At 70.6% G+C, this 26,734-nt stretch carries 25 protein-coding genes and 1 pseudogene; 16 read left to right on the top strand and 10 right to left on the bottom strand.

Annotated elements, in window-relative coordinates; translation table 11 throughout:
• Positions 1 to 412: 412 nt before the first annotated feature.
• The gene (locus ACIRF9_RS16295; protein WP_403821610.1) at positions 413 to 3,391 is read right to left on the bottom strand and encodes an AfsR/SARP family transcriptional regulator; all 2,979 of its coding nucleotides are present in this window, start codon (positions 3,389 to 3,391) and stop codon (positions 413 to 415) included.
• Positions 3,392 to 3,597: 206 nt separating this feature from the next.
• Between ACIRF9_RS16295 and ACIRF9_RS16290 the strand changes: the two genes are divergently transcribed.
• From ACIRF9_RS16290 to ACIRF9_RS16265, 6 genes are all read left to right on the top strand, one after another.
• Positions 3,598 to 4,842 (top strand): amidohydrolase family protein, encoded by a 1,245-nt coding sequence (locus ACIRF9_RS16290; protein WP_403821607.1) that lies wholly within the window; start codon positions 3,598 to 3,600, stop codon positions 4,840 to 4,842.
• Complete coding sequence (locus ACIRF9_RS16285; protein ID WP_403821604.1) at positions 4,839 to 5,762, top strand: TIGR03619 family F420-dependent LLM class oxidoreductase; 924 nt, start codon at positions 4,839 to 4,841, stop codon at positions 5,760 to 5,762. Before ACIRF9_RS16290 ends, ACIRF9_RS16285 begins: the two co-directional genes overlap by 4 nt.
• Before the next feature lie 23 nt (positions 5,763 to 5,785).
• Complete coding sequence (locus tag ACIRF9_RS16280) at positions 5,786 to 6,556, top strand: SDR family NAD(P)-dependent oxidoreductase (protein ID WP_403821601.1); 771 nt, start codon at positions 5,786 to 5,788, stop codon at positions 6,554 to 6,556.
• A 94-nt stretch (positions 6,557 to 6,650) separates the two neighbouring features.
• A complete protein-coding gene (locus tag ACIRF9_RS16275) occupies positions 6,651 to 7,769 on the top strand; it encodes an LLM class flavin-dependent oxidoreductase (RefSeq protein WP_403821598.1) in 1,119 nt (372 codons plus the stop codon).
• A gap of 96 nt (positions 7,770 to 7,865) precedes the next feature.
• A complete protein-coding gene (locus ACIRF9_RS16270; RefSeq protein WP_403821595.1) occupies positions 7,866 to 9,596 on the top strand; it encodes an amidohydrolase family protein in 1,731 nt (576 codons plus the stop codon).
• Entirely contained in the window at positions 9,593 to 11,071 is a 1,479-nt protein-coding gene (locus ACIRF9_RS16265) for an aldehyde dehydrogenase family protein (protein ID WP_403821592.1), read from the top strand. Before ACIRF9_RS16270 ends, ACIRF9_RS16265 begins: the two co-directional genes overlap by 4 nt.
• A 26-nt stretch (positions 11,072 to 11,097) precedes the next feature.
• On the opposite strand, the gene ACIRF9_RS16260 is transcribed toward ACIRF9_RS16265, so the two are convergent.
• Complete coding sequence (locus tag ACIRF9_RS16260) at positions 11,098 to 11,940, bottom strand: L,D-transpeptidase family protein (RefSeq protein ID WP_403822424.1); 843 nt, start codon at positions 11,938 to 11,940, stop codon at positions 11,098 to 11,100.
• Positions 11,937 to 13,190, bottom strand: coding sequence for an Ig-like domain-containing protein (locus ACIRF9_RS16255; RefSeq protein WP_403821589.1), 1,254 nt, complete (start codon positions 13,188 to 13,190; stop codon positions 11,937 to 11,939). The genes ACIRF9_RS16260 and ACIRF9_RS16255 overlap by 4 nt, the downstream gene beginning before the upstream one ends.
• Positions 13,191 to 13,482: 292 nt before the next feature.
• Here ACIRF9_RS16255 and ACIRF9_RS16250 point away from each other — a divergent pair, with 292 nt between their 5' ends.
• The gene (locus ACIRF9_RS16250; RefSeq protein ID WP_403821586.1) at positions 13,483 to 14,025 is read left to right on the top strand and encodes a DUF3455 domain-containing protein; all 543 of its coding nucleotides are present in this window, start codon (positions 13,483 to 13,485) and stop codon (positions 14,023 to 14,025) included.
• A 67-nt stretch (positions 14,026 to 14,092) separates the two neighbouring features.
• Here ACIRF9_RS16250 and ACIRF9_RS16245 read toward each other — a convergent pair whose 3' ends face one another.
• Positions 14,093 to 14,494, bottom strand: a complete 402-nt coding sequence (locus ACIRF9_RS16245; RefSeq protein WP_403821582.1) for a nitroreductase/quinone reductase family protein — start codon at positions 14,492 to 14,494, stop codon at positions 14,093 to 14,095.
• Between the two features lie 156 nt (positions 14,495 to 14,650).
• Between ACIRF9_RS16245 and ACIRF9_RS16240 the strand changes: the two genes are divergently transcribed.
• The 4 genes from ACIRF9_RS16240 to ACIRF9_RS16225 all read left to right on the top strand — a co-directional run bounded on the left by ACIRF9_RS16240 (position 14,651) and on the right by ACIRF9_RS16225 (position 17,675).
• Positions 14,651 to 15,328: a hypothetical protein gene (locus ACIRF9_RS16240; RefSeq protein ID WP_403821579.1), complete on the top strand. Its 678-nt coding sequence runs from the start codon at positions 14,651 to 14,653 to the stop codon at positions 15,326 to 15,328.
• Positions 15,329 to 15,412: 84 nt separating this feature from the next.
• The gene (locus ACIRF9_RS16235) at positions 15,413 to 16,261 is read left to right on the top strand and encodes an endonuclease/exonuclease/phosphatase family protein (RefSeq protein WP_403821576.1); all 849 of its coding nucleotides are present in this window, start codon (positions 15,413 to 15,415) and stop codon (positions 16,259 to 16,261) included.
• Between the two features lie 546 nt (positions 16,262 to 16,807).
• A complete protein-coding gene (locus ACIRF9_RS16230) occupies positions 16,808 to 17,122 on the top strand; it encodes a hypothetical protein (protein ID WP_403821573.1) in 315 nt (104 codons plus the stop codon).
• Between the two features lie 85 nt (positions 17,123 to 17,207).
• The gene (locus ACIRF9_RS16225; protein ID WP_403821570.1) at positions 17,208 to 17,675 is read left to right on the top strand and encodes a hypothetical protein; all 468 of its coding nucleotides are present in this window, start codon (positions 17,208 to 17,210) and stop codon (positions 17,673 to 17,675) included.
• 424 nt (positions 17,676 to 18,099) lie between these two features.
• Here ACIRF9_RS16225 and ACIRF9_RS16220 read toward each other — a convergent pair whose 3' ends face one another.
• On the bottom strand, positions 18,100 to 18,744 hold the full coding sequence (locus ACIRF9_RS16220; RefSeq protein WP_403821567.1) for a TetR/AcrR family transcriptional regulator: 645 nt from the start codon (positions 18,742 to 18,744) through the stop codon (positions 18,100 to 18,102).
• A gap of 166 nt (positions 18,745 to 18,910) precedes the next feature.
• On the opposite strand from ACIRF9_RS16220, the gene ACIRF9_RS16215 reads away from it, so the two are divergent.
• The gene (locus ACIRF9_RS16215; protein ID WP_403821564.1) at positions 18,911 to 19,873 is read left to right on the top strand and encodes a zinc-binding dehydrogenase; all 963 of its coding nucleotides are present in this window, start codon (positions 18,911 to 18,913) and stop codon (positions 19,871 to 19,873) included.
• Between the two features lie 206 nt (positions 19,874 to 20,079).
• Here the strand turns inward: ACIRF9_RS16215 and ACIRF9_RS16210 are convergent.
• The 3 genes and pseudogenes from ACIRF9_RS16210 to ACIRF9_RS16200 all read right to left on the bottom strand — a co-directional run bounded on the left by ACIRF9_RS16210 (position 20,080) and on the right by ACIRF9_RS16200 (position 22,034).
• A pseudogene (locus ACIRF9_RS16210) lies at positions 20,080 to 20,843 on the bottom strand (transposase family protein).
• Positions 20,844 to 20,989: 146 nt separating this feature from the next.
• The gene (locus ACIRF9_RS16205) at positions 20,990 to 21,172 is read right to left on the bottom strand and encodes a DUF397 domain-containing protein (protein WP_403821562.1); all 183 of its coding nucleotides are present in this window, start codon (positions 21,170 to 21,172) and stop codon (positions 20,990 to 20,992) included.
• Positions 21,173 to 21,182: 10 nt separating this feature from the next.
• Positions 21,183 to 22,034 carry a helix-turn-helix transcriptional regulator gene (locus ACIRF9_RS16200; protein ID WP_403821559.1) on the bottom strand — a complete coding sequence of 284 codons (852 nt, stop codon included), beginning with the start codon at positions 22,032 to 22,034 and terminating at the stop codon, positions 21,183 to 21,185.
• A 198-nt stretch (positions 22,035 to 22,232) separates the two neighbouring features.
• Here ACIRF9_RS16200 and ACIRF9_RS16195 point away from each other — a divergent pair, with 198 nt between their 5' ends.
• From ACIRF9_RS16195 to ACIRF9_RS16185, 3 genes are all read left to right on the top strand, one after another.
• On the top strand, positions 22,233 to 22,670 hold the full coding sequence (locus ACIRF9_RS16195) for an ATP-binding protein (protein WP_403821556.1): 438 nt from the start codon (positions 22,233 to 22,235) through the stop codon (positions 22,668 to 22,670).
• 74 nt (positions 22,671 to 22,744) lie between these two features.
• Positions 22,745 to 23,020 (top strand): hypothetical protein, encoded by a 276-nt coding sequence (locus ACIRF9_RS16190; protein ID WP_403821553.1) that lies wholly within the window; start codon positions 22,745 to 22,747, stop codon positions 23,018 to 23,020.
• The gene (locus ACIRF9_RS16185; RefSeq protein ID WP_403821550.1) at positions 23,017 to 23,298 is read left to right on the top strand and encodes a hypothetical protein; all 282 of its coding nucleotides are present in this window, start codon (positions 23,017 to 23,019) and stop codon (positions 23,296 to 23,298) included. Before ACIRF9_RS16190 ends, ACIRF9_RS16185 begins: the two co-directional genes overlap by 4 nt.
• Before the next feature lie 26 nt (positions 23,299 to 23,324).
• On the opposite strand, the gene ACIRF9_RS16180 is transcribed toward ACIRF9_RS16185, so the two are convergent.
• On the bottom strand, positions 23,325 to 24,170 hold the full coding sequence (locus tag ACIRF9_RS16180; RefSeq protein ID WP_403821547.1) for a hypothetical protein: 846 nt from the start codon (positions 24,168 to 24,170) through the stop codon (positions 23,325 to 23,327).
• A 194-nt stretch (positions 24,171 to 24,364) separates the two neighbouring features.
• On the opposite strand from ACIRF9_RS16180, the gene ACIRF9_RS16175 reads away from it, so the two are divergent.
• Positions 24,365 to 25,987, top strand: coding sequence for an FAD-dependent monooxygenase (locus ACIRF9_RS16175; RefSeq protein WP_403821544.1), 1,623 nt, complete (start codon positions 24,365 to 24,367; stop codon positions 25,985 to 25,987).
• Between the two features lie 6 nt (positions 25,988 to 25,993).
• Here the strand turns inward: ACIRF9_RS16175 and ACIRF9_RS16170 are convergent, their stop codons facing one another.
• Positions 25,994 to 26,605 (bottom strand): DJ-1/PfpI family protein, encoded by a 612-nt coding sequence (locus tag ACIRF9_RS16170; RefSeq protein WP_403821541.1) that lies wholly within the window; start codon positions 26,603 to 26,605, stop codon positions 25,994 to 25,996.
• Positions 26,606 to 26,734 lie beyond the last annotated feature (129 nt).

Genomic DNA, 26,734 nt, shown 5'->3' with positions numbered 1-26,734 from the left:
TCCCGCCGGCGAGCCCCATGCCACCGGGTCCTCGGCGCCGGGCCACCCGGCCCTCGGCGCCCGGCCGCCCGGTCTTCGGCGCCGGGCCGCCTGGTCTTCGGCGCTCGGCTTTCCGGTTCTCGGGGCCGGGCCGCCTGGTCTTTGGCGCCGGGCCGTCCGGTCTTCGGCGCTCGGCTTTCCGGTTCTCGGCGCTCGGCTTTCCGGTTCTCGGGGCCGGGCCGCCTGGTCTTTGGCGCCGGGCCGTCCGGTCTTCGGCGCTCGGCTTTCCGGTTCTCGGGGCCGGGCCGCCTGGTCTTCGGCGCTCGGCCGCTCGGCCACCCGGCCCTCGGCGCCTGGCCGCTCGGCCCTCGGCACCCATCCGCTCGCCCTCGGCACCCATCCGCTCGGCCCTCGGCGCCCCGCCGCCCGGGCCTCACACGACCGCGGGTGGGTTGATGAGGGCCCGGACCTCCACCGCTTCCGGTGACCCCAGTTCCTCGAAGGCCGCGAGGGCGTCGGACCAGCATGCCCGGGCTCGGCCCGTCTGGCCGATGGCGGCGAGTGCGCGGCCCAGGACGGTGAGGATGTTGGCCCGACGCCACTCGCCGCCGATGCCGTGGAGCATGGCGAGCGCCTGTTCTGCCTGGGTGGCGGCCTGGGCGGGGTGGCGGTCGGCCAGGTGGACCTCGGCCAGCCGGAACAGTGTCATCCCGTGCCAGAACTGCTGGCGGTTCTCACGGAACGTCTCCAGCGCCTCCGTGAGGACGGCGTGCGCCTGGGCGACCTGGCCGGCCCCCGTGAGGGCGAGACCGAGCGCGTACTTGCCGTTCGCGAGCCGCAGCGCGAGGCCGGTGTCGGCCGCCTCGTAGAGGGCGATTCCCTGCCGGGCGAGCTCGACGGCGCTCGCGGTCCGCCCCGTCGCGAGGTGGACCCGGGACAGGTTGCACAGCGCGCTGGCCTCCCCGGGCTTGTTCTGGTCCGCCCGGAACGCCTCCAGCGCCTGGGTCAGATGCTGCTCGGCATCGGCGTGCCGGTTCTCGTAGAGGGCGATGATGCCGCGCTGGTTGGGCGCCTGGCCCGAGGCCACGGGGTCCTTGGCCGCCAGCCCCAGCTCCAGCGCACGGCGTGCCTCGGACTCGGACTCCGCGAACCGTCCGGACAGGCTGTGGACGTGCGTCAGCATGGTCCGTGCCCGGGACTCCGCGAGGTTGTCCCCCGCCGAGCGGGCGGACTCGCTGACCGCCGTCGCCGCCTGGGTGAACCGGTACGAGTTCGCCCCGGACTCACCGAGGTCCACGGCCGCCATGAGCAGGTCTGCGGCACGGCGCAGCATGCCCAGGGCCGCCGACTGGCGGGCGCAGGACAGCAGGTTTTCGGCCTCGGTGAACAGCCAGTCGAGGGCCGCCTGCTGGGTGGCGAAGGACAGCCCCGGGTACCGGGTGGCCGCGAAGTGGTCGAGGACGCGCTCGCCGGGACGCTCCAGCGCGTACACCGCCGCCGCGGAGGTCAGATAGAAGTCCAGCAGCCGTGACAGCGCGGCTTCCCTCTCACCGGGGGGCGCCTCGTCCCGCTCCGCGCACGCGCGTGCGTAGAGCCGCACCAGATCGTGGAACCGGTACCGCCCCGGAGCCGCCGACTCCAGCAGGGACGTGTCGACGAGGCCCTCCAGCAGGTCCTCCGTCTCCTCCGCCGGCAGGTCGAGGACCGCCGCGGCCGCCGCCAGGGAGACATCCGGACCGTCCGCCAGGCCCAGCAGCCGGAACGCCCTCGCCTGGGCCGGCTCCAACTGGCCGTAGCCCAGTTCGAAGGTGGCCTTCACCGCCAGGTCGCCGGCCTGGAGCTCGTCCAGCCGGCGCCGCTCGTCCGCCAGCTTGGCGGCGAGCACGGCGACCGTCCAGGTGCGGCGGGCCGCCAGCCGGGACGCCGCGATACGGATCGCCAGCGGCAGGAAGCCGCACGCCGCCACCACGTCCAGGGCGGCCTCCCGCTCCGACGCCACGCGCTCCTCGCCCACGATCCTCGTGAACAGCGTCAGCGCCTCGTCGGGGGACATCACGTCCAGGTCCACGAGGTGCGCGCCGGCCAGGTCCACCATCCGCATCCGGGAGGTGACCAGGGCCGCGCAGCCCTCCGTGCCCGGCAGCAGCGGTCGTACCTGGGCGGCGTCCTTCGCGTTGTCGAGCAGGACCAGGACGCGGCGGCCGTCCAGGACCGACCGGTACAGCGCCGCCCGGTCCTCCAGGGAGTCCGGGATCGCCGAGTCCGCAGTGCCGAGCGCACGCAGGAAGGAGCCGAGGACGGTCTCCGGCTCCGCCGCCCGGGCCGCCGTGCCCTGGAGATCGACGTACAGCTGGCCGTCGGGGAAGGCCGCGCGGGCCCGGTGGGCCACGTGCACGGCGAGGGTCGTCTTGCCGACGCCCCCGATGCCCGCCAGCGCCGACACCGCCATCACCCGGCCCGCGCCGTCACCGGCTCCGGCCAGCACCTTGCTCAGCTCGCCCACGAAGGCCGAGCGGCCGGTGAAATCGGGAACGCTCGCGGGGAGTTGCGCGGGGCGCACGCGCACCACCCCCGGCTCCGCCGCCGGGGCCGACGGCCCGGCCAGCTCCGGATCGGCCTGGAGGATCCGGCGCTGCAACTCCCGCAGCCCCGGCCGAGGATCCACCCCCAGCTCCTCGGCCAGCAGCCGCCGCGTGTCCGCGTACACCGCCAGCGCCTCCGCCTGCCGCCCGCTGCGGTACAGCGCCACCATCAGCAGCTCGCGCAGCCGCTCGCGCAGCGGATGCGCGGCCGTCAGCGCCGTCAGCTCCGAGACCGCCTCCGTGTGGCAGCCCTGCTCCAGGTCCATGTCCAGCCGGGACTCCAGCAGCCCCAGCCGCCACTCCTCCAGGCGGACGCGCTGCGTCTCCGCGTACGGGCCGGGTACGCCGGCCAGCGCCTCGCCGTCCCACAGGCCCAGCGCGCGGTTCAGCACCTCGCGGGCCCGGGTCAGGTCCCCGGCCGTACGGGCCTTCTCCGCCTCCGCCACCCACTCCTGCGCCAGCCCGAGATCCAGGGCGCCCTCGCCCACCCGCACGGCGTACCCGCCGGACTCGCTCACCAGGACCCCGGGGTCCAGCACCTTCCGCAGTCGCGAGGCGTACGTCCGCACCGCCGCCAGCGCCTGCGACGGAGGCTCCTCGCCCCACAGCGCGTCGATCAGCTCACCGGCCGTGGCCGTACGGCCCTCGCGCAGCAACAGGGCGGCCAGCAGGGCGCGTTGCTGGGGAGAGCCGGTGTTCAGCTGCTCCTCGCCGCGCCGCGCGCGCACCGGGCCGAGCACGTCGAAGCAGAGCGCCGCCGGTTCCTCGGGGGAGCCGGGACGCCTCTGCTCCGGCACGCGCGGGCCGCCGGGTCCTACGCGGTGGTCCATCAGGGCTCCCTTAGACATCCGAATGACCGGTTCAGTTTGCCTTGTCCGTGCCGGAGTCGTCAGCCGCGGACGGCGCCGATTCCGGGCGACACGCGTGAGTCCACACAGCCCTCACATCCGGGACGCACACATCTCCACACAGACGATCAACTCCGACCCCTTCTGATACAGCTGACGGACCGTCAGATCGGCGCTACCGTGCCCCCATGGACACCACACCGGCGACCCCGACACCCCTCCCGCGGATCATCTCCGTCGACGACCACACCGTCGAACCCCCCACCGTCTGGCAGGACCGCCTCCCGAAGAAGCACCTCGACACCGGGCCGCGCATCGTCCGCGCCCCGCTGAAGGAGATGACCTTCCTCGGCGGCCACTTCAAGCCCGTCATGGGCACCCCCGGCAGCGACGACGGCCCGCTCGGCGACTGGTGGGTCTACGAGGACCTCAAGCGCCCCCTCACCCGCCTCGACACCGCCGTCGGCTTCAGCCGGGACGAGATCAAGCTGGAGGTCATCACCTACGAGCAGATGCGCCCCGGTTCCTACGACGTCCCCTCCCGTCTCGCCGACATGGACGTCAACCACGTCCAGTCCGCCGTCTGCTTCCCCACCTTCCCCCGCTTCTGCGGCCAGACCTTCACCGAGGCCGCCGACCACGAGCTGGGCCTGCTGTGCGTCCAGGCGTACAACGACTGGATGGTGGAGGAGTGGTGCGGCCCGCAGGCGCGGGGCCGGCTCATCCCGCTCACCCTCATCCCCCTGTGGGACGCCGAGCTGGCGGCGGCCGAGGTCCGCCGCAACGCGGCCCGCGGGGTGCGCGCCGTCGCCTTCTCCGAGATACCCCCGCACCTCGGCCTGCCCTCCGTCCACACCGACTACTGGGACCCGTTCCTCGCCGCCTGCGACGAGACCGGCACCGTCGTCGCCATGCACATCGGCTCCAGCAGCCGGATGCCGTCCACGTCGGCGGACGCCCCGCCGGCCGTCGGCTCGACGATCACCTTCGCCAACTGCTGCTTCTCGATGGTCGACTGGCTGATGAGCGGCAAGTTCGAACGCTTCCCCGACCTCAAGGTCATGTACGCGGAGGGCCAGATCGGCTGGATCCCCTACATCCTCGAGCGGGCCGACGTCGTGTGGGAGGAGAACCGCGGCTGGGGCGGCGTCGCCGACAAGGTCCACCGGCCTCCGTCCGAGCTGTTCGCCGACCACGTCTACGGCTGCTTCTTCGACGACGCCTTCGGCCTGCGCAACCTGGACTCGATCGGCGTCGGGAACGTGCTGTACGAGACCGACTACCCCCACTCCGACTCCACCTGGCCCAAGTCCCGGGAGGTCGGCGAGGCCCAGATGGGCCACCTGGACCCGGCCTTGGTCGAGCGCATCGTCCGGGGCAACGCCATCGACCTGCTGGGCCTGACCCCGGACGGCCTCTGGAGCCCCGCGTGAGCCCGGCGCGCCTCGCCTACGGCATCCAGCTCCCCGTCCAGTCCCAGTCCGCGCTCTACGCCGAACCCTGGGAGGCGGGCGCCGGGCCCGGGGACCTGGTGGAGATCGCCCGGGCCGCCGACCGGGCCGGCTTCGCCTACGTCGCCTGCTGCGACCACGTGGCGATCCCGCGCCGGCTCGCGGACGCGATGAGCACGGTCTGGTACGACCCGGTGGCCACCCTCGCCCACCTCGCGGCGGTGACCGAGCGGGTCCGGCTGCTGGCCCATGTCGCGGTGGTCGGCCTGCGCCACCCCCTGGTCACCGCCAAGCAGTACGCCACCCTGGACGCGCTCTCGGGCGGCCGGCTGATCCTCGGGGTCGGCGCCGGGCACGTACGGGAGGAGTTCGAGGCGCTCGGGGTCGTCTTCGAGCAGCGGGGGGCCGTCCTGGACGAGACGATCGACGCGCTGCGGGCCGCACTGGGGGAGGAGGAGTACCCGGCCCATCACGGCAAGCTGTACGACTTCGAGGGACTCGGGCAGCGGCCCCGGCCGGCCCAGCCGCGCGTGCCCCTCTGGGTCGGCGGATCCTCCCCCGCGGCGGTCCGCCGGGCCGCACTCAAGGGCGACGGCTGGCTCCCCCAGGGAGACCCGAGGGACCGGCTGCCCGCACAGATCGAGACCGTCGCACGGCTCCGGGGCGACGACGACTCACCCTTCACGATCGGCGCCATCACCGAGCCCCTCTACGTCGGCACACCCACCTGGGACGTCGGCCGCCGCACCCTCACCGGGCCTCCGCAGGCCCTCGCCGAGTCCCTGCGCGCCTACGGCGCGATGGGCGTGCACCAGATCCAGGTCCGCTTCCGCTGCCGCGACCGCGGCGAACTCACCGACCAGCTGGCCGCGTTCGGCGCCGAAGTGGGCCCCCACCTCTGAGAGACCCTCGTAAGGAGAACCGCATGGGCAAGCTCGACGGACGCGTCGTCCTCGTCACCGGCGCCGCGCGCGGGCAGGGAGAGCAGGAGGCACGGCTGTTCCGGGAGGAGGGGGCCGAGGTCGTCGTGGCCGATGTGCTCGACGAACCGGGCCGGGCCCTCGCCGAGGAGATCGACGCGCTCTACGTCCACCTCGACGTCGGCCGCGAGGAGCAGTGGACCGCGGCGGTACGGGCCGCCAAGCGGGCCTACGGCCATCTCGACGGGCTGGTGAACAACGCCGGGATCCTGCGCTTCAACGCCCTCGTCGACACCCCTCTCGACGAGTTCATGCAGGTCGTCCAGGTCAACCAGGTCGGCTGCTTCCTGGGCGTGCGCACGGCCGCGCCCGAGCTCGCCGACGGCGGCACCATCGTCAACACCGCCTCCTACACCGGGCTCACCGGCATGGCGGCCGTGGGTGCCTACGCGGCCACCAAGCACGCCGTACTCGGCCTCACCCGGGTCGCGGCCCTGGAGCTGGCGCCCCGCCGTATCCGGGTCAACGCGGTGTGCCCCGGCGCCATCGACACCGCGATGTCCAACCCGGCCCGGCTGGACCCGGACGCGGACCCGGAGGAGACGACCCGGGCGCTGGACCAGCTGTACCGCAAGCTCGTGCCGCTGGGCCGGATCGGGCGGGCCGAGGAGGTGGCGCGGCTGGCGCTGTTCCTCACCTCGGAGGACTCCTCGTACATCACCGGACAGCCGTTCGTGATCGACGGGGGCTGGCTGGCGGGGGTCAGTGTCATCTGACGGGTCATCAGCTATTGACCCCGCATGCGGGCGGTGTCAGAGTCTCCAAAACTGACGATGTGTCAGAAAACTGATCCAGGGACGGTGAACCTCCGTGGAATTCGGGCTCTTTGTACAGGGATACGTGGGCAAGCGCGCCGAGACCGACCCCCTCGCCGAACACAAGGCGCTGATGGAGGAGACCGAGTACGTCATCCAGGCGGACAAGTCCGGCTTCAAGTACGCGTGGGCGTCGGAGCACCACTTCCTGGAGGAGTACTCCCACCTCTCCGCCAACGAGGTGTTCCTCGCCTACCTCGCCCACGCGACGGAACGCATCCACCTGGGATCCGGGATCTTCAACCCCCTCGCCCAGGTCAACCACCCCGTGAAGGTCGCCGAGAAGGTCGCCATGCTCGACCATCTCTCCGAGAACCGCTTCGAGTTCGGCTCCGGTCGCGGCGCCGGCTCGCACGAGATCCTCGGGTTCATCCCCGGGGTGACCGACATGAACTACACCAAGGAGATCTGGGAAGAGACCATCGCCGAGTTCCCCAAGATGTGGCTCCAGGACGAGTACGCCGGCTTCCAGGGCAAGCACTGGCAGCTCCCGCCGAGGAAGGTGCTGCCCAAGCCGTACGGGAAGTCGCATCCGGCGATGTGGTACGCGGCCGGGTCGCCGCCGTCGTACGAGATGGCGGCGCGGAAGGGGCTCGGCGTGCTGGGGTTCAGCATCCAGAAGGTCTCCGACATGGAGTGGGTGCTGGAGAAGTACAAGACGGCGATCGTCGACGCGGAACCCGTCGGGGACTTCGTCAACGACAACGTGATGGTGACGACGACGGCGATCTGCGCGCCGACGCACGACGAGGCGATCTCCATCGCCGTCAACGGCGGGCTGCACTATCTGCCCTCGCTCGTCTTCCGGTACCACGACACCTTCCCGCGGCCCGAGGGATTCCCGGTGTGGCCGGAGACGCTGCCCGAGTACACCCCGGAGTTCGTGGAGCTGCTCGTGGAGGAGGAGCTGCTGATCTGCGGGGATCCGGACGAGGTGCTGCGGCAGTGCAAGCGGTGGGAGCAGGCGGGGGCGGATCAGTTGTCCTTCGGGCTGCCGGTGGGGGTGCCGAAGGAGGAGACGCTCCAGACGATTCGGCTCATCGGGGAGCACGTGATTCCGAAGATCGACACGGATCCTGTGCATCGGACGACCCGGTTCCGTCAAGCCGCTTGATCGCCGTTGCGGGGTGCGGGCCGTCTGTGGCTGGTCGCGCAGTTCCCCGCGCCCCTGAGGTTAGGCAGCTCGCCGCACGTCAAGGAGGCAGGCCTCATGCTCGATCACGTCATCAAGGGCGCGACCGTCGTTGACGGGACCGGGGCGCCCGCCTTCGTCGCCGACGTCGGTATCCGGGACGGGCGGATCGCCGTCGTCGGGACCGTCACCGAGGAGTCGCGTACGTCCGAGGACGCATCCGGCCTCGTTCTCGCGCCCGGGTTCGTCGATCCGCACACCCACTACGACGCGCAGCTCTTCTGGGACCCGTACGCGACCCCGTCCCTCAACCACGGGGTGACGACGGTCGCCGCCGGGAACTGCGGGTTCACCCTGGCGCCCCTGAATCCCTCCCGTCCCTCGGACGCCGACTACACCCGGCGGATGATGTCCAAGGTGGAGGGGATGTCGCTGGTGGCGCTGGAGGAGGGGGCGCCGTGGAGCTGGAGTTCCTTCGGGGAGTATCTGGACGCCCTCGAGGGGCGGATCGCCGTCAACGCCGGGTTCATGGTGGGGCACTGTGCGCTGCGGCGGTATGTGATGGGGGCGGACGCGGTGGGCGGGCAGCCGAGTGAGGAGCAGCTCGCCGAGATCGTACGGCTGCTGCACGAGGCGATGGACGCCGGTGCCTGGGGGTTCTCGACCACGCAGTCGTCCACGCACTCGGACGGGGACGGGCAGCCGGTGGCCTCGCGGCATGCGGGGCCGGCCGAGCTGCTGGCCCTGTCCCGGGCGGTCGGTGAGCACGAGGGGACGCAGATCGAGGCGATCGTCGCCGGGTGTCTGGACCAGTTCAGCGACGCCGAGATCGATCTGTTCGTGGAGATGAGCGCGGCGGCCGGACGGCCCCTGAACTGGAACGTCCTGACGATCGACTCGGCCGTGCCGGAGCGGGTGCCCCGGCAGCTGGTGGCGAGCGAGCGGGCGCGCAAGGCCGGGGGGCGGGTGGTGGCCCTGACCATGCCGATCCTCACACCGATGAACATGTCCCTGGGGACCTTCTGCGCGCTGAATCTCATCCCGGGGTGGGGGCCGGTTCTGGGGCTGCCCGTTCCCGAGCGGATCGAGCGCCTGGGCGATCCCGCCGTGCGGGCCGAGCTGGTGCGGCGGGCCGAGTCCGAGGAGGCGGGTGTCTTCCGGCGGCTGACCGACTTCGGGCGGTACGTCATCGGAGACACGTACAGCGAGGCCAACGAGGGGCTCACCGGGCGGGTGGTGGAGGACATCGCCGGCGAGCGGGGTCTGGATCCGTTCAGCTGTCTGGTGGAGATCTGCGTCGCCGACGAGCTGCGTACGGTCCTGTGGCCCATGCCCACCGACAACGACCCCGCGTCCTGGGCGATGCGCGCCGAGGCCTGGCAGCACGAGGACGTCCTGCTCGGCGGCTCCGACGCCGGCGCGCACCTGGACCGCATGTGCGGGGCCCCGTACACGACCCGCTTCCTGGGCGACTGTCTGCGCGGGCGGAGGCTGGCGGGTCTCGAGCAGGCCGTGAAGATGCTGACCGACGATCCCGCGCGGCTGTTCGGGCTGCGGGAGCGGGGGCAGGTGCGGGAGGGCTGGCATGCGGACCTCGTCCTGTTCGACCCGGACCGGATCGACGCGGGCAAGGCCACCCTGGTGCACGACCTGCCGGGTGACAGTCCGCGGCTGGACTCCCGGGCCGTGGGCGTGCGGGCCGTCTGGGTCAACGGGGTCGAGGCCATCCGGGACGACGTGGTGACCGGCGCCGTACCGGGCCGGGTGCTGCGGTCGGGGCGGGACACCGAGACGGTGAGCACGCGGTGAGTTCCCGGCCGGTTTCCCAAGGGGGCGACGGGCAGCGGCTGTTCGTCGGCGGGGCGTGGGTCGAGCCGGAGGGCGGTCACTACGAGGTGACCGACCCGGCGACCGAGGAGACCGTCGGCGGGGCGCCGGAGGCCTCCCGGGAGCAGGCCCTCGCGGCCTGCGCGGCGGCCCGGGAGGCCTTCGGTCCGTGGTCGCGTACGACGCCGGAGGAGCGGGCGGCGATTCTGGGGAGGGCCGCGGACATCATCCGGGGGCAGCTGGAGCCGTACGCCTCCCTCGCCCAGGCGGAGACCGGCGCCACGACGGGGACGGCCCGCGGGATGCAGGTGGGGGTGGGCGCGGCCCGTTTCCGGCGGTACGCGCGCGTGGAGCCGAGCGAGTGGGCGATCCCGCCGCAGATCAACGAGGCTGGGCCGATCGGGAGGGCGGGCGTGATGGGCGCGCTCGCCGTACGGCAGCCCGTCGGTGTCGTCGCCTGCATCACCTCGTACAACAACCCCTGGGCGAACCCGGCCGGGAAGATCGCCCCCGCGCTGGCCATGGGCAACACCGTCGTGGTGAAGCCGGCCCCGCAGGACCCGCTGTCCGTCTACCGGATGGCGGAGGCGCTGGAGGCGGCCGGGGCGCCGCGCGGGGTGGTGAACGTCGTCTCCGGGCAGGCGGTGTCCGTCGGTGAGGCCGTCGTGGAGTCGCCGGACGTGGACATGGTGAGCTTCACCGGCTCCACGGCGGTCGGCCGGCGGATCGCCGAGGTGTGCGGCCGTGACATGAAACGCCAGCTGATGGAGCTGGGCGGGAAGGGCGCGGCGGTCGTCTTCGACGACGCGGACCTCGCCTCGGCGGTGGCCGGCATCGGCACCACCTTCTCCTTCTACAGCGGGCAGATCTGCACGGCCCCGACGCGGGTGCTGGCGCAGCGGGGGGTGTACGAGCGGCTGGTGGAGCAACTCGCGGGATACGCCAGCCGGTTGAAGGTGGGCGACCCGAGGGAACGGGACACGCTGGTCGGACCGGTGATCTCCGCCGCGCACCGCGACCGGGTGGAGTCCTACGTCGAACTCGGGCGCAAGGAAGGAGCGGCGGTCGTCGCGGGCGGCGACCGGCCGTCCGGCCTCGAGCGGGGCTTCTACGTCTCACCGACCGTCCTCGCCGACTGCACGAACGACATGCGCGTGGCCCGGGAGGAGATCTTCGGGCCGGTGGTCGTCGTCGTCCCCTTCGACGAGGAGGACGAGGGGGTGACCCTGGCCAACGACAGCGACTACGGCCTGATCGACTACGTCTGGTCGGGAGACGTCGCCCGCGCCTTCCGGGTGGCACGACGGCTCCGCGCGGGCGGGGTCGGCGTGAACACCGTGGGGCGCAACATGGAGGCCCCCTTCGGCGGCTTCAAGAAGAGCGGCGTCGGACGGGACGTGGGCTCGTACGCGCTCCATGCGTACAGCGAGGTGCAGGCGATCGTCTGGCCGGGGTGAGGGCTGCGACCGGAGCCGTTACCCCGTCACCGTTCGAGGGACGCGCGGTCCCCCATCACGATCACCGGGTGCAGCGCCGGGTCGAGCGTGAGCAGCAGCTCCTTCATGTGCTGCTGCGCGAGGCTGACACAGCCGTGGGTGGGTCCCCCGTGGTCGACGTGCAGCCAGATGCCGCCGCCGCGGCCCGTGCCGAGCGGGCGGGTCCAGTCGAGCGGGGAGGTGCCCGGCTTGCGGTTGTAGTCGATCGCGACCACGTAGTCGAAGGAGCCGGCGAGCGACTCGCCCTCGAATCCGGTGCCGCCGATGGTGAAGCTGCTGGACTGGTCGTAGGGCAGCTTCGTGCCCGGGTCGGCGAGCAGTCCGCCCGCGTCGCTGAGGGTGAACACGCCGATGGGCGAGTGCAGGTCGCCCGCATGGTGGTCGTCGGTCCAGCCCTTGAGCGCGTTGTGGGCGGCCCAGGTATGCCCGGCGGCCCAGCCGGCGTCGTCGGTGCGCCGGTACAGCACCACCTGCGATTCGGGGGAGTTCTTGTCCTTCCCGGTGACGACGACGACCTGGCGGGCGTTGTCGGGGATCTCGGCGAGCGTCCGGGGGCCGAGGCCCGGCAGTTCGGTCGCCGCGGAAGCGCTCGTGGCCGCGGTTGGGGTGTCCATGCCCCCTTCGCCGGCCGCGTTCGGCTCGGATCCGGCGTCAGCCGTGGCGGGCGCGACGGCCCGGACGTCCTGCGCACCGGCGGCGGCCGAGGGGGCGACCCCCTCCGTCCCGGCGCCGGCACCCGGGCCGCCGCACCCGGCCAGGGCGAGGGCCAGGGCCAGGACCGCGGCGGGAACCGGCAGCCGGGAGCCGAGGGAAGAGAAGAGGTGCCTCATCGCGCCGAACCCGCCGTCCACTCGTTCCACGACATGTTCCAGCCGTTGAGTCCGTTGTCGGGGGCGATCACCTTGTCGTCGGAGTTCTTCACCACGACCACGTCGCCGATGAGGGAGTTGTCGTAGAACCAGGCGGCGTCCTGGCCGGAGTCGCCGCCGCCCTTGGTGTCGTTGAGCCCCACACAGCCGTGGCTGATGTTGGACCGGCCGAAGACGGAGTCGTCTCCCCAGTAGTTGCCGTGAATGAAGGTGCCCGAGGTGGACAGGCGCATGGCGTGCGGGACGTCGGGGATGTCGTACTGGCCGGCGAAACCGACCGTGGCGCCGTTCATCCGCGTCGAGATCAGCTTCTCGGAGATGACCATCTGCCCGTTCCAGGTGGGCGACGAGGCGGCGCCCGCGGTGATCGGTATGTTCCGCACGGTGGTGCCGTCCTGGACGACCTTCATGGTGTGCGCGGCGGCGTCCACGGTGGACACCTGACCGCGCCCGACCTTGAAGCGGAGGGTCTTGTCCTGTTCGCCGTACGCGCCGGCGGCCCCTTTCACTCCGGCGAGGCGGATCCTGACGGTGACCGTGGAGTGGGCCTTCCAGTACTCCCGCGGGCGGAAGTCGAGGCGCTGTCCGCCGAACCAGTGGCCCACGACGGTCTGTCCGCTGTCGGCACTCACCTCGATGGCGGACTCGACGGCCTTCTTGTCGGTGATCGGTTTGTCGAAGGTGAACGAGACGGGCATGCCCACGCCCACCGTGGAGCCGTTCTCCGGGGTGTGCTTGCCGGTGAACCGGTCTGCCTCGGCAAGGGTCGTGAACGTCACGGCCCTGCTCACCCGGTGGCCGTCGGCGTCGGTGGCCGCGGCGGTCAGCCGGTAGGTCGTTCCGTGCTTCAGGTCGCCCGAGGGGGCCCAGCTCTTCTTGTCCGGGGACCGTTCGCCCGTCACCGCCCGACCGTCCGCGGTGGACAGGGACACCTCGGTGATCGTGCCCCCTTCGACCGTGACCCGGCCGCCGGCGGTGACCGGGACATGTTCCTGCCCGTCGGTGGCGTGCAGGTCCAGTCGGGCCCCCGTCGCCGCCCCGGCGGCCTGCACCGGTGTCTTCGCCGGGGCGCCGGCGGGGTTCTTCGCGTCCGACGCCCCGGTGGCGCAGCCGGCCAGCAGGCACACCGAGACGGACAGCAGTGCCAGGGCGGACCGGGCCGGGACGAGGCGGGCCGGGCCGTTGTGATGTGTGGATTCTCGGTCGGTCATGGGGCCAGCGTGGAGCGCGGTTATCAGGAAGTGGTCAGGGTGTGGGAAGAACCGCGGGGGGACTGTGCACCTGCTGACGACGCCTCAGCGCACACAAGGTCACCGGCGTGGGTGCCCTTTGGCGCTACGGGGCTGTCCCGGGCGTGCAGACAGTGCGGTGCCGGAGGACCCAAAACGGCCAACCGGGCTTGGAACCCTCCGGTAGCCCCGTAGCGTCCCGGCCCAGGGGGACACGGACATCAGCTCTGTCTACCCGTTGAAAGACATTCAGAAACCGTTCTGGAGACCACACTTGAAGCTCGCCAAGCGTCTCGTCCTCACCACCACGGCCGTCGGTATCGCGGCCGCCGGCACCTTCCTGGGCACGACGGCCGGTGCCGCCACCACCTCCGCCGCCGCCCTCGCCCCCGTCAAGGCTCCCGCCGCGATCGCGGTCCCCGACGGCAACAAGCTGACCGGCGTCTTCTCCGCCCGGGGTGTGCAGACCTACACCTGCACCGACGGTGCCTGGAAGCTCCTGGAGCCCGCCGCCACGCTCACGGACAAGAGAGGCCGCACCATCGCCCTGCACTCCCGCGGCCCCGTCTGGGTGTCCACGGTGGACGGCAGCGCCGTCAACGCCTCCGCGGTCGCCACCTCCCCCAAGGAGGGCACCATCCCCGAGGTTCTCCTGAAGTCCACGGCCACCCGGGGCACCGGAGTCTTCGCGGACGTCTCCTACATCCAGCGCCTGAACACGACCGGCGGCGTCGCCCCGACCACCGCCTGCACGGGAACCGAGCAGCTCGGCGTCCAGTACACCGCGACGTACGCCTTCTACAAGCCGGCGAAGTAGTTCGACAGCACGACGGCAGTGGCCCCCGGCGCGAGGGGGCCACTGCCTTTTTCGTGAAGGCTGCCCGTCAGTCGGTGAGATCCACCCGTATCGTCAGCAGCCCCGTCCCCAGTGCCCGTACGGCCGTGCTGTTGGCCTTGGGGAGGGTGCGCAGCCGGGCGACCGGGTCGTCGTCGGGCAGCAGGTGGGCGGTGCCGTGGTGCCACCGCCCCCCGATCCGCACCCGCACCCGCGGATCGGCCTTGATGTTGCGGACGTACTGCGACCGCTCCCCGAACTCCGAGACCAGCCAGAACGTGTCGCCGATGCGGCGGCCGCCCAGCGGGGTGCGCCGGGGCTCACCGGAGACGCGTCCGGTGGTCTCCAGGAGGGTGTGGAAGGGCAGGCGGCGCATGAGGGGGTTGGCGACGTACCGCTGGATCGCGGTGGTCGCGCGGAAGCGGAGGTCGGGGCGGCGCGGTTCGGACATGATCCGTTGTGCCTTCCGGCGAGAGGTGGCCAGGGATGTGCCCCACCTTGCCACCGGCGGAGTCACAGGTCGCCGCCGGAGTGGCCGTACCGGTCCGCGCCATGCAGGATGTATCTGGCTGAAGGGTGTGAATCCGGCCGGAAAGGACCCCATCCCATGAGCGCCGAGGCGTCGGAGCCCAGGAGACCACCGCGACGGACCCGGACCCGGGCCCGCCCCGCCTCGCGTCCCCGGGTCGCGACCGTGCTCGCCGGGCTGGCCCTGGCCGCCGCGGGCACCGCGTCCCTCGTCGCGTGCGGCGGGGACGGCGACGACAACGGCGGGGCCTCCTTCACCCCCACCCCCACGGCCGCCGACACCGCGTCCTTCTCCGCCGGCTCGGTGCCCTCCGCTCTCGCGTCGCTCGGCGAGTCCGTCAAGGAGTCCGCCCGCGCGGCGGCCTCCGCCGCGGCGTCCTCGGCCTCGGCCCGGGCCTCCGAGTTCGAGGCGTCGGTGTCGGCGGAGGTCGCGCGGGCCAACGCGGCCGCACAGAAGGAACTCGAGGACGTCGACGGCCGGGGCAACGCGACCGCCGACGTCTCCCTCACGGGCAAGCCGAGATCCGAGACGGGCGGTCTGCTCGCCGTCGTCGTGAACATCACCAACCGCACGGACAGCACCGCCTCCTACGCCGTCCAGGTCGACTTCCGTGACTCCGACGGCAAGGTCGTCGAGACCCGCTTCGTCGGCGCCGAGGACCTGGCACCGGGCGGCAGCGCCCATCCGCTCGCCATCAGCCGCAAGCCCCCCGAACCCCCGCTGACCGCCGAGATCGCCAAGGCCCAGCGGTACTGAGACGTTCGTGCGATTCCCGCGTACCGCCGACCGGAACTGTTGCTTGAATGGTGGGCCGGTACGGAGGAGAGCGGGTGGCTGGGCGTGCGAGTGGTGACCTGGAACCTGTGGTGGCGCTTCGGCCCGTGGCGTGAGCGGCAGAAGGCGATCCTCGCCGTCCTGCGCGACCTGCGTCCCGACGTGGTCGCCCTGCAGGAGGTGTGGGCGGCGGCGGACGGCGAGAACCTGGCGGAGTGGCTCGCGGCCGACCTGGGCCTGCACTGCGCCTGGGCCCCGTCCCCGGCCCCCGAACGCTGGCGCCGCCGGATCGCCGCCTCCGACTCCGACGGCGTCGACATAGGCAACGCGGTCCTCAGCCGCTGGCCGGTGACCGAACAGGAGACCCTCCTCCTCCCGGCCCCGCCCGAACTGGCCGACGGCCGCCTGGCGCTGTACACCCGCCTGGCGACCGGGTCGTACGACATCCCCTTCTTCACCACCCACCTCACGTCGACCCTGGGCGCCTCCGCGGTCCGCCGCGAACAGGTCACCGCCCTGGCGGAGTTCGTCTCCCGCTGGACGGGCGACACCCCGCACCCGCCGATCGTCACCGGCGACTTCAACGCCTGGCCCGACTCCGACGAGGTCCGCCTCTTCGGCGGCTACCGCACCCCACCGGCCGTCCCCGGCCAGATCCTCTACGACGCCTGGGACTACGCCGCCCCGTCCGCCCCCTCCGCCACCTGGACCCCGGAGAACCCCTACGCGGCCCGCGTCCTGGAACCCCCCGCCCGCATCGACTACATCCACGTGGGCCCACCCGGCCCGGTCGGCGAGGGACACGTCCGTGACGTACGGCGGGCGGGGCTCGGTCCGGTGGACGGGGTGTGGCCGTCGGACCATGCGGCGGTGGTGGCGGAGCTGGCGGAGGGGGAGGGCGGGACCGGGTGCTAGCCTCCCGGCGGTCATGATCGATGACGGGGACGGGGACAGTCGATGACCTTTGCGGACAGGTCTCTTGGCATGGCGGCAGCGGCCTTCGTGGTGCTCTGGACGGCGAGCTGCGGCTCGGGCACCGACGAGCCCACGAGCCATACCACCGAGGACACCACCATCACCACGAGGTCGGCGAATGCTTGACTTTTGCCGTCCCGGCGAACGACTCCACCCGCTGACACCGGTACCTCACCGTTTCCTAGCCGGATGCCTCGGTCACCCGTAGCAACCACCAACGCTATGAGTCGGACGACGAGGAGTTGGTGGGTGGTGGCGGGCTGCGCCCTTGGTGATCAGGCCTTACGCGGACTTGACGGAAACCAGATCACCCTTCCGCGACGAGGGCTGCAAGGGCGCACCGGAGGTGGATTGGTTGGGATGACCGTGTTTTGGTAGGCAGTTTCGCAATGGTCCAGGTTGAGCTGACTGAGATGGCCTCGGGTGCTGCATGCATGAGGGCATCGGGAAGGAGCTTAGATCGGTCGAAGTGCCAGGCCATTTGGAATGCCGCAGGGGCAGAGCAAGGCAAAGACTGTTAACGAAAAATCATGGCAATGTGCAGTATTTGTCGCCATAATCTATGCGCGACGAGCTTCATTCAAGATATTTTGGGATATTCCCGGCATTGCCCTGTGGACACTTTTCGGTGGGTCGATTAATCTCTTTCGGCGGTCAGTGAGTGTCATTTTTGTTTGGTGGGAGGAGGAGAGAATGCTTTCACTTGAGGAAATTCAGCGTGTTATCGAGGAAGAGATGATCGACGACCTCGATGCAGCAGCACAGGAGTGCACCGCCCCGGATGGAAGGCCGGGACGCTAGGTCGGCAGGGTAAGCATCCCGAGGGTTGGTGCCCTCGGGATGCTCAATTCTTTGCGCTTGGAGTGGAGTTTAAATGGTTGATGTTATGTCCTACGTTCCTGAAGAGATAATCTCCACCCTTCGTATGCGCCTCTCCGGTCGAGAGGAGCGTGAGTTCGCGCTGCAACTCGAAGAGTGTCTCAAGTTTCTTTATATCCGCTCCATCGAGGGAAGCGGCTTTATTCCACTCGTAGATTCTGTGGACGATGTATGGCATGAGCTCATACTTCAGACCGAATTTTACGCGAAACTGTGCGAGAGTCTGCCAGGTGGGAATTTCATACACCATCGAACGGTAGCTTTTGGTGATCACAGTCGGAACATCGGTAAAAGCGAAGCTGTGCGGGATCTCCTTAGGTGGATTCCCCTATATGTTTCTTATTTCGGTCCGTTTAGGGAGGAGATCGTTGATTACTGGATGATCGTTCGTTTCGTAATGGAAAAGTTCGGTATGTCGCTCGACGAGATCAATGAACTGGGCCACCGCGAGGGTCAAGCCGTCAATCCATTCTGATTAGCCACGGCGTGTGGCGGCTTAGTGTGTGCTATAGACTCTATAATGCGCGGTCTAGTCGCGCGGCTGCGGACATGCTCTGGAGGGGGACCGTGGTGAAGCTTGATGACGCGGCAAGGCCCGTGGTGCGGGATGTTTTGGCTCGAGAAGGAGTGGCTGTGCCGGTGCTCGGCGAGATCATCCTGCATGTTGACCAAGATGAGTTTCCGAGTTGTGGCCGGTGTTTTCGGAACTCTGACCGCGTGGAAATCTCTGGCGTAACTATGACGTACGAGAAGTGTGGGCACTCGTTTCTGCTATAGGTGGCTCGGCTGGTCGGCAGTGGGTGGCTGGTCAAAGGCAGTGAGCCTTTCCAACCTGGCTGCGGCAGGGACCCGGCAAGGCTGTCTTGCTGCGCGGTTGACGGACCTGCAGGTGATGGAATTTACGGCGTGCTGGGGGAGTCTGTGAGCTGCAGGCGTGGTGCTGGCGGCAGCGGCGTAGGCGCTCCCGTCTCTGGTGCGGCGCGGAACGCCTCGATCACGTAGGCGGCGAAGCGGCGGGAGGCCGTGGCCCGGGTGGCACGCGGCGTGCTTTGGAGGCCCCGGTGGGCCATGAGCATGAGGGTCAGGTCGTCGACGACGAAGCCGGGGCGCAGCTGGCCGGTCTCCTGGGCGCGGCGGGCCAGTTCTCCGACCGCGCGCAGAGTCTGCTCTTGGTCGGCGGCGAAGTCCATGGCCTCGGGGAAGGCCGTCATGAAGGCGTCGGCGAATCCCCGGCTGTGCGCGTGGAGTTCGCAGATCCGCTCGATCAGGCTCCGGAATCCGTGCCACGGGTCCGGGTCCGAAAGGGCGTCGCGGACGGCGGCGTGGCAGGCTCGCCGCTGCTCGGCGAAGGTCTCCGCGATCAGTGCCTGTTTGGCCGGGAAGTGCCGGTACAGCGTGGCGGGGCCGACGCCTGCGTGCCGGGCGACCTCGCGCATGGGCGCACTCAGGCCCTCTTCCCCGAACACCGCGCGGGCGGCGTCCAGGATGCGGGCCCGGTTGTCACGGGCGTCGGAGCGCACGGTCTGAGGCAAACGACTGGTCATCGTTTCTCACTTTAGCCAAACGGACGGGGGCGTCCGTTACGGTCCGATGGCGGTGCTGCCGCCCCGTCCCGGCACTTCGCCGGTGGTGCCCCGGCCGTGGGGGCCGGCTCGACGCCCGCGGCCGCAGCAGCTGCGATCCGTCCTTCCACCGACCCGAGGAGCCGAGATGAAAGCCGTCGTGATCAGGACGTTCGGAGACCCCGATGGCCTGGAGATCGTCGATGTGCCCGTGCCCGTTCCTGCCCCGGGGCAGGTGCGGATCGCCACGGAGGCGATCGGGGTAGGCGGCGTGGACGCCGTGATCCGCCGGGGAACGCTTGCCGCCTACGGCTTCCGGGAGGGCCATATCCTGGGCAGCGAGGTCGCGGGAAAGGTCACAGCGGTGGGAGCGGGCGTGGACGCCGCGTGGATCGGGCGGCGGGTGTGGGCGTTCACCGGCCTGTCCGGTGGGTACGCCGAGCAGGCCGTCGCCTTGATCGAGGACGTCCTTCCGCTGCCCGACGGCCTGACCGGCGCTGACGCGGTGACCCTCGGCGGCTCCGGCGTGGTCGCCCACTTCGCCCTGGACCAGGCCCGTTTCACGTCCGACGAGACGGTGCTCGTGCGCGGTGCCGCGGGCAGCATCGGGATTACGGCGGTCCAGCTCGCAGCCAGGGGCGGTGCGAGCGCGGTGGCGGTCACCACCTCGTCGGTGGAGCGTGGCGCCCGCCTGCGGGACTTGGGCGCGACCCATGTCCTTGACCGCTCCGGTGAGGGCGGCCCGGACGCACCGGCGGGCTTCGACGTGGTGATCGATGTCGTGGGGGGTGCCCAGCTTCCCCTTTTCCTGGACAAGTTGACCTCCAACGGGCGGTACGTGGCTGTCGGTGTGGTCGGTGGGCAGCCGCCGGCGGACTTCGGCATGCGGCTGATGGACGCCTTCCGCAGGTCGTTGTCGTTCGCCACTTTCAGCTCTGACACCGTGCCCGGCCCCGACCGGCAGGCCGTTCGGTCGTCCCACTTCGCCGATGCTGCGCACGGTGACCTGCGCACAGTCGTGCATGCAGTGTTGCCGCTGGACCAGGCGGTGCTGGCCCACCGTGAGATGGACGCGGGGAAGGTGTTCGGCAGGGTTGTGCTGGCGCCCTGAGCCGGGCCGGGACGGTGGTCGCGGCCCCGGTCAACGAAACGGGACCCGCTCAGATCGTGGCTGACGCCTGGCGGCGACGATGGTGATTGTCGCGCCGGGCACGTGCGTGGCGTGCCCTGTGACCGCTGTCTCGTCCGGCATCAGGGTGCGCCGCCGTGCGGGCGCCGGGTGATGATGCCCTGGATGGCCGTGAGCCACTTTTCGACTCAGCGTGATGGCACCCGATGGAGGGCGAGGATGGCTTTGACCAGGTCGGTGATGCGCGTGGTGCTGCAGCGGAGCTTGCGCAGCAGCCGCCAGGTCTTCAGGGCTGCGATGGCCTGCTCGCCGAGAGTGCGGATCTTGGCGTGGGAGACGTTCACGGCCCGCTGACCTGCGGAGAGCTTGTCCCAGCGGCCGTGGTAGGGGACGCAGACGGTACCGCCGGCTCCCTGGTAGCCCTTGTCGGCCCAGCAGCGCACACCGGCGTCGGTCAGGGCGTCGACGATGCCGTGCGTGCGGGCGGCTTTGACGTCGTGGACTGCGCCGGGCAACGGGGCGAGGCCCACAGTAGCCGACCGAGGGGATCGGCGATGACCTGCACATTCATACCGTGCTTCTTGTGCTTGCCAGAGTAGAAGGGGCGGTCGGCAGCGATCCGATCGATCGGCAGCAGGGTGCCGTCCAGGATCACGAACGCCTTGCGGCTCGCGGAGCGGACGGCAGTTGCGAGGTCGGGGGGCGTGGGCGGCCAGGATCTCAACCGCCTCTGCGACGTACCGATAGACGGTGGTGACGCCGACGCCGAACCCGGCCGCGAGCTGGGTGTAGGTGTGACCGCACCACAGGTGGGCCAGAACAAGCAGGGCCTGTCGGCCGCAGGTCAGCCTGCGCCACCGTGTCCCGCGCTCCCGACGCCTGCGGCGAGTAGGCCGGTCAGGTAACGCAGGGTCGCGCTGGACAGATCGATTACCGATGGATAGACAAGCACGTGAAGCTCCAGGCGAACAGGTTGATCTTAGTCGACAACCCATCTACCAGGAGCTTCATCTCTTCCCCAACACCGTTCCCACGCCAAGTCGCCTGCCGATCACCCAGGTTGGAAACGACTCACTGAAGGCCTCATCGCTCATCCGGTCACTGCGGGTTGAGGGCGCGGAGCAGGGCGGCGAAGGCGGTGTGGGTGGTGGTGAGGACGGTGTGGGTGGGGTCGGCGGACTCGGTGAGGTGGATGGCTTGGGGGTGGGGGCCGGCGGATATGTGGACGCAGGCGTCGCCTTCTTGGCAGTACGAGGACTTCTGCCAGGGGCTGTGGGACATGTCGGATCCTTCAGATGGTCTGGGCGATGGAGTGGATCAGGTCCAGTGACTTCTCGGGGGTCAACGCGGTGCCTTCCACGATGTCGAGGAGACGGCGGTATTTCTGCAGGTGGGCCTCGGCGTCGAGAAGCACGGGGCCGTGGAACTGGTCGAGTTGCGCGGTATCGAGCTGGGGGACGGGACCGTACAGGTAGTTGATGGACTGCCCCGATCCGGGGAACGCGCCGATACCGAAAGGCAGTACACGGATTGTGATGTGGTCCTGCCCTCCCATGTCGAGCAGATGTCGCAGCTGGCCACGCGCCACACTCCGGCCGCCGACGCCCATGTGGAGGGCCGCTTCGTGCACGACGGTTCGGTACGGAGTCGGGTTTGCCCCATAGAGCAGGCCCTGCCGTTTGATCCGATGGGAAACGCGGTGCTCGATCTCGGGCGGGGTGGGTGCCGGGATGATGTGCCGGAAGATCTCCCGCGCGTGATCGGGGGTCTGGAGCAGTCCGGGCATGTGAGATGTGTACGCGGTCCGCACCGCCGTGGCATGGTGCTCCAGTTCGGCCAGGTCGAGAAGGCCTGATGGCAGCACTTCGCGATACGACTCCCACCAGCCGCACGTCCTGTCGGTGGCCATGTCGACGAGGGCCTCGATGAACTCCGGATCCGGGCAGGAGTAGATGCGGGCGAGTGCCCTGAGACGCTCGGGGCTCACCCCGAAGCGGCCCGACTCGACGTTGCTGAGCTGCCCTTGACTCGTTCCGAGAGTACGCGCGGCTTCGGTAGCTGTTATGCCCGCGCGCTCCCGCATCTTGCGCAGCTCTGCGGCGACCCGGAGGCGACGGGCCGTCAGAGGGGGTCTTGCGGGCACATGCACTCCTCTTGGACGCACGTTCAGTTGGGTCACTCACACGAGCGAGATATAAGCGGAAGTATCTTGAAAGCTCGCAAATGACATTTGCTGCGCCCTATCTTCATGTTCAGGCGCCCCGCCCGGAAGCGCACCGTGGAACGCCGCGGCAATGACACCAGGCACCCGTCCAACTCCCCTCAGTGACCGGAGACTTCCATGCCCACCGTATCCCCGTCCTGGAACTACACCCTGCACCTTCCCCGGGATCCACGCGCACCGGGTATCGCCCGAGGCACCCTCAGACTGATCCTCGCCGCCCATGACCTGGGCGAGCTGACCCCTACGGCGGAGCTGGTCGCGGGCGAGCTGCTCGCCAACTCGCACTGTCACACGAAGGGCCCGTACTCCCTACGCGTACTGTCCCCGCACCCCGGCCGCCTACGGGTCGCCGTATGGGACACGGACCCCAGGATCCCGCCCGCCTTCTCGGCAGAGACCCCCACCGCACCACCACCGGACACGGAAGGCGGCCGGGGTCTGCACCTCGTACGGGCCTGTGCCGACGAGATCGGCGTCTCCGTGCTGCGCGAACTGGGCGCGTCGAAGGGCGGCAAACTGCTGTGGGCGGACTGCGGAGGCGGGGTGGCGTGGTGAGTACGCGCTGCCGGGCCCGGTCGGCCGACGTCATACTGGAAGTGGAGCCATGCCCCGTACACCAGGAGCAGACCATGAGTGCACAGCCCGAGCACGGCTGGGGAGCGATGCCTCTCCCGGAGATCCGGACCGTGGACGATCTGCGCAGTGCGCTCAGCCGCTACGGCTTCCCGGGTGACCGGGAGCGCTTCGAGCGGGAGCTGGCCGCCGCCATAGGAGCCTCACCGACCAACGACTTCGCGGGCGCGGCGGCAGTGGTACGGGCGTACCGGCACCGGATCCTGATCAGGAACTCGCCGGAGATCATGGCCGCTCTGGAGGACGCGCGCGGCGAAGGCGGCCGTGCGTGAACGATGTCCCTCTGGAGGAGGCCGAGCCGGCGAGGAAGGCGTTCGGTGATCTGACCGAAGGGGAGCGGGAGGTCGTCCGGGACGCGCTCCTGGCGATCGGACGCGACCCGGCGGTGGGCCGAGAGATCCCCGGCTGGCGGCCGCCGTCCGTCGAGTACACGTATACGACCCCTCTCGCTCGCGACTCGGCCGAGGCGATCACGGTCGTCTATACACACACTCAAGGCATGGGAGTGACGGTCGTCTTCTACTTCCGTGATCCACAGGTTGTGGGCTGAGTCCTTGGGGGACCCGCAGGCCGGGGCTACGGGCGTTCGCCGAACTGAAGCAACCCGCCGACGGAGAAACACAGAGCCCCCAGCAGCGTGCCCCAGTTGGCGATGTCCGTGTTGATGAGGCTGGCGGTGGTGGGGAGGGTGTAGGCGGCGAGTGCCGAGATCATGAAGAGGACGGAGCCGAGCTGGTTCACGGCGACGATCCACCAGCCGAGGCTGCGGCAGCGCAGGCAGGGGCCTCGGCCGTGGCAGATCTCGGCGAAGGCGAGGTGACCGGAGATCAGGAAGAGGATGCAGCCGATCACGTCCGGGACCCAGATCAGCCGGTTGACCTGCTGGACGCTCAGCCCTTGGAAGAAGGAGTCCAGCAGGTTGACGCCGAACACCAGGGTGCCGACGAAGAGCACGAACACGCTCAGCCAGTCCGCCCGCGTCGGCTCGTAGCTCCACCAGCGCCAGCCGGGAGTGACCAGACGGCCCTCGCCGCCGGGCAGATGGCGAGGGGCGTTGACGACCTGGAGCAGCGAGACGTAGCCGCCGGTGTTGAAGAAGAGACCGCCCGCGAAGTAGATCGACGCGCAGGTGGTGGCGTCGCCGGAGCCGAACTGGGCGACGCCGGCGCCGACCGCGAAGAGGGCTCCGCCGATGACGAAGGCGGTCGCGGCGATGGCGTTGAGCCCGCGCAGGCGGCGGAGGCCGACCGCGTCGGCGCTGGTCCGCAGGCTGGTGGGTGCGCCGGGCGGGCGGACGGCGATGACTCCGCGCCGCCGTGCGGGCCGCGACTCCCACACGGCCGTGCCACCACCGGGAGGCCGCCAGGTGAGCCGGGTCGTGAAGGGTCCCGCGCCCTCGGCGCGCTGCTCGGGCTGTCCCACGGGCCGAGAGTAGACGGCCCACCGGCACGCTTCCGCGAGCGAAACGCTGCCGGTGGACGTGCCTGCCTGGCCGGCGTCGTCATGCGGCCGAGACCCGGCTCGTTCGGGTGTACGCCGGCGCCCGCGCATTGCGGCCGTCCACCGGGTGCGCGAGATTGATCACCGGGGGCGACCTCGCGGTGAAGGAGTTCGACATGCCGGCAGTGGACGCCGACGTGCCCGTGCTGATCGTCGGGGGCGGGCCCGTCGGGCTCACCGCCCGGGCGCTGCTGGAGCGTTGGGGAGTGCCGACCCTGCTGGTCGAGAAGCACGCCGATCTGTCACCGTTTCCCCGGGCCCGGCTGGTCAACGTGCGCTCGATGGAGATCCTCCGCCAGCTCGGCCTCGCCGCCGAGGTCACGGCCCACGCGTTCGCGGCGGAGTACGGCCGGATCCGCTTCCGCGACACCCTGCACGGCCCTGACTTCGCCAGTGCGGCCATGGTCGGGATCCACGCGCCGGTGCCCGAGAGCCCCGTGACCGGCGTGGTCACCTCACAGGACCGGCTGGAACCCACCCTGCTCGCCGCGGCGGACGCGCCGACGCGGTTCGGGGCCGAGCTCGTCGACCTGGCCGAGGAGACCGACCACGTCGTGGCCCGCCTCGTCGACCACCGGCGCGGTGAGGAGACCCGCGTCCGCGCCCGGTACGTCCTGGCCGCCGACGGCGCGAACTCCACCGTCCGGGAGCGGTTGGGCATCGGCACCACCGGCCCGGGAGCGCTGGCGGGCGTCACCACCGTCGTGTTCGACGCCGACCTCGACGACTGGCGCGCCGAACGGCCCGCCGGGGTCTACTTCACCCCGCACGGCTCGTTCCTTCCGCTCTACCCCGAAGGGGGCTGGGCCTGGATCGCACCCACACCCGAGGACGTCGAGCACGCCGACTGGCCCGGCCTCGTCTCGCGCGCGCTCGGCCCCCGCCCGGACGCGCGGACCGCCGTACGGGTCGACGTGTCACGGGTCCAGCACTGGGTGATGAACGCGTCCGTCGCCGAACGCCTCCGCCACGGCCGGATCCTGCTGGCCGGCGACGCCGCGCACGCGGTCCCCATCATCGGAGGCCTGGGGATGAACGCCGGCATCGCCGACGCGCACAACCTGTGCTGGAAACTGGCGGGTGTGCTCCACGGCTGGGCCGGACCGGGTCTGCTGGACTCCTACGAGCCGGAACGACTGCCCGTCGCCCACCGGACTCTCCGCCAGGCCGTGGCCAACACCCAGCTCATGCTCCAGGTGCAGAACAAGCGCCGAGACCAGGTCCAGGCCGGCGAGACTACCCCGGAGGAGGGGATCGAACTGCCGTGGTCGGAACGGTACTTCGCGCAACTCGGCCTCGTGCTCGGCGTGGCCTACCGCTCCGACGCCGTCCTCTGCGACGGCGACGGCGATGGCCGCGATGACGGCGACGGCGACGGCACCTCACCCGAGCCACCCGACAGCGGCACGGACTACGTCCCCACCACCGAGCCGGGGCACCGCCTGCCGCACCTCTGGCTCACACCCGACCGCTCCACGCTCGACAGCTCCGGCGAATGGTTCACCCTCCTGACCGCCGCCCCCGACCACTGGGAGCGGCAGACCGACGGCACCGCCCCCTGGCCCCTGCGCGTGGAGCCCCTGCCGCACGAGCACACCGATCTCTTCGGCCTCCGCCCCCAAGGCGCCCTGCTCGTCCGCCCCGACGGCCACATCGCCGCCCGCTGGCCCGACTTCCCGTCGAGCGACTCCCCCCTGCGCGCCGCCCTCACCGCCCTCACCCGCCCGACGGCGCCCTGAGCGCCCTCAGCCGCGCAGCGCGACCTCGCCCGTGTGGACGGCGCGCAGGGCACGTTCCACGGTCTCCTCGTTCTCGCCCACCGGAGCCACGTAGTCGAGGACGTCGCGCGCGGCCTCCTCGCCGAGGGTCCGGGTGATCACCCAGGTGGCGAGGTACTGCGACGACAGACAGCCGCCCGCCGTCGCGATGTTCCCGTCGGAGTGGAACGGCACGTCCAGCACGGTGACGTCGAGGGCCTCGACGAAGGGCCGGCTCTTGCGGTCCGTGCAGGCGGGCATGCCGTCCAGCAGCCCGAGCCGGGCGAGCACCAGCGCGCCGGAGCACTGGGCGCCGATCAGCTGGCGCGAGGGGTCGAGCCGGAGCCGGGAGATCAGCCGGTCGTCGGCCACCACCTCCCGCGCCTTCACCCCGCTGCCGATCAGCACGACGTCGGCCTCGGTCACGAACTCCATCGGCTTCTGCCCGGTGACCTCGACGCCGTTCATCGACGTCACCACCGGCGTCGGCGTCGTGATGAACGCCTCCAGACCCTCCTTGCGGCACCGGTTGATCAGCGCGGACGCGATGAAGCTGTCGAGCTCGTTGAACCCGTCGAAGGTGACCACGGCGACCTGCATCCTGACTCCTTCACGTACGGCACCGGATCCCCAGGCTCCCCGGAGCGCCGTACCGCGTCGAGAGCCAATCAGCCGCCCGTGGCCTGCCCCCGCGCGGCCGTGATCACCCGGTGACGACCTTGAAGTTGG

The sequence above is a fragment of the Streptomyces sp. NPDC096132 genome (genome assembly GCF_044763345.1).
Lineage (GTDB): Bacteria > Actinomycetota > Actinomycetes > Streptomycetales > Streptomycetaceae > Streptomyces.
This window is presented reverse-complemented; position numbering and strand designations above follow the sequence as displayed.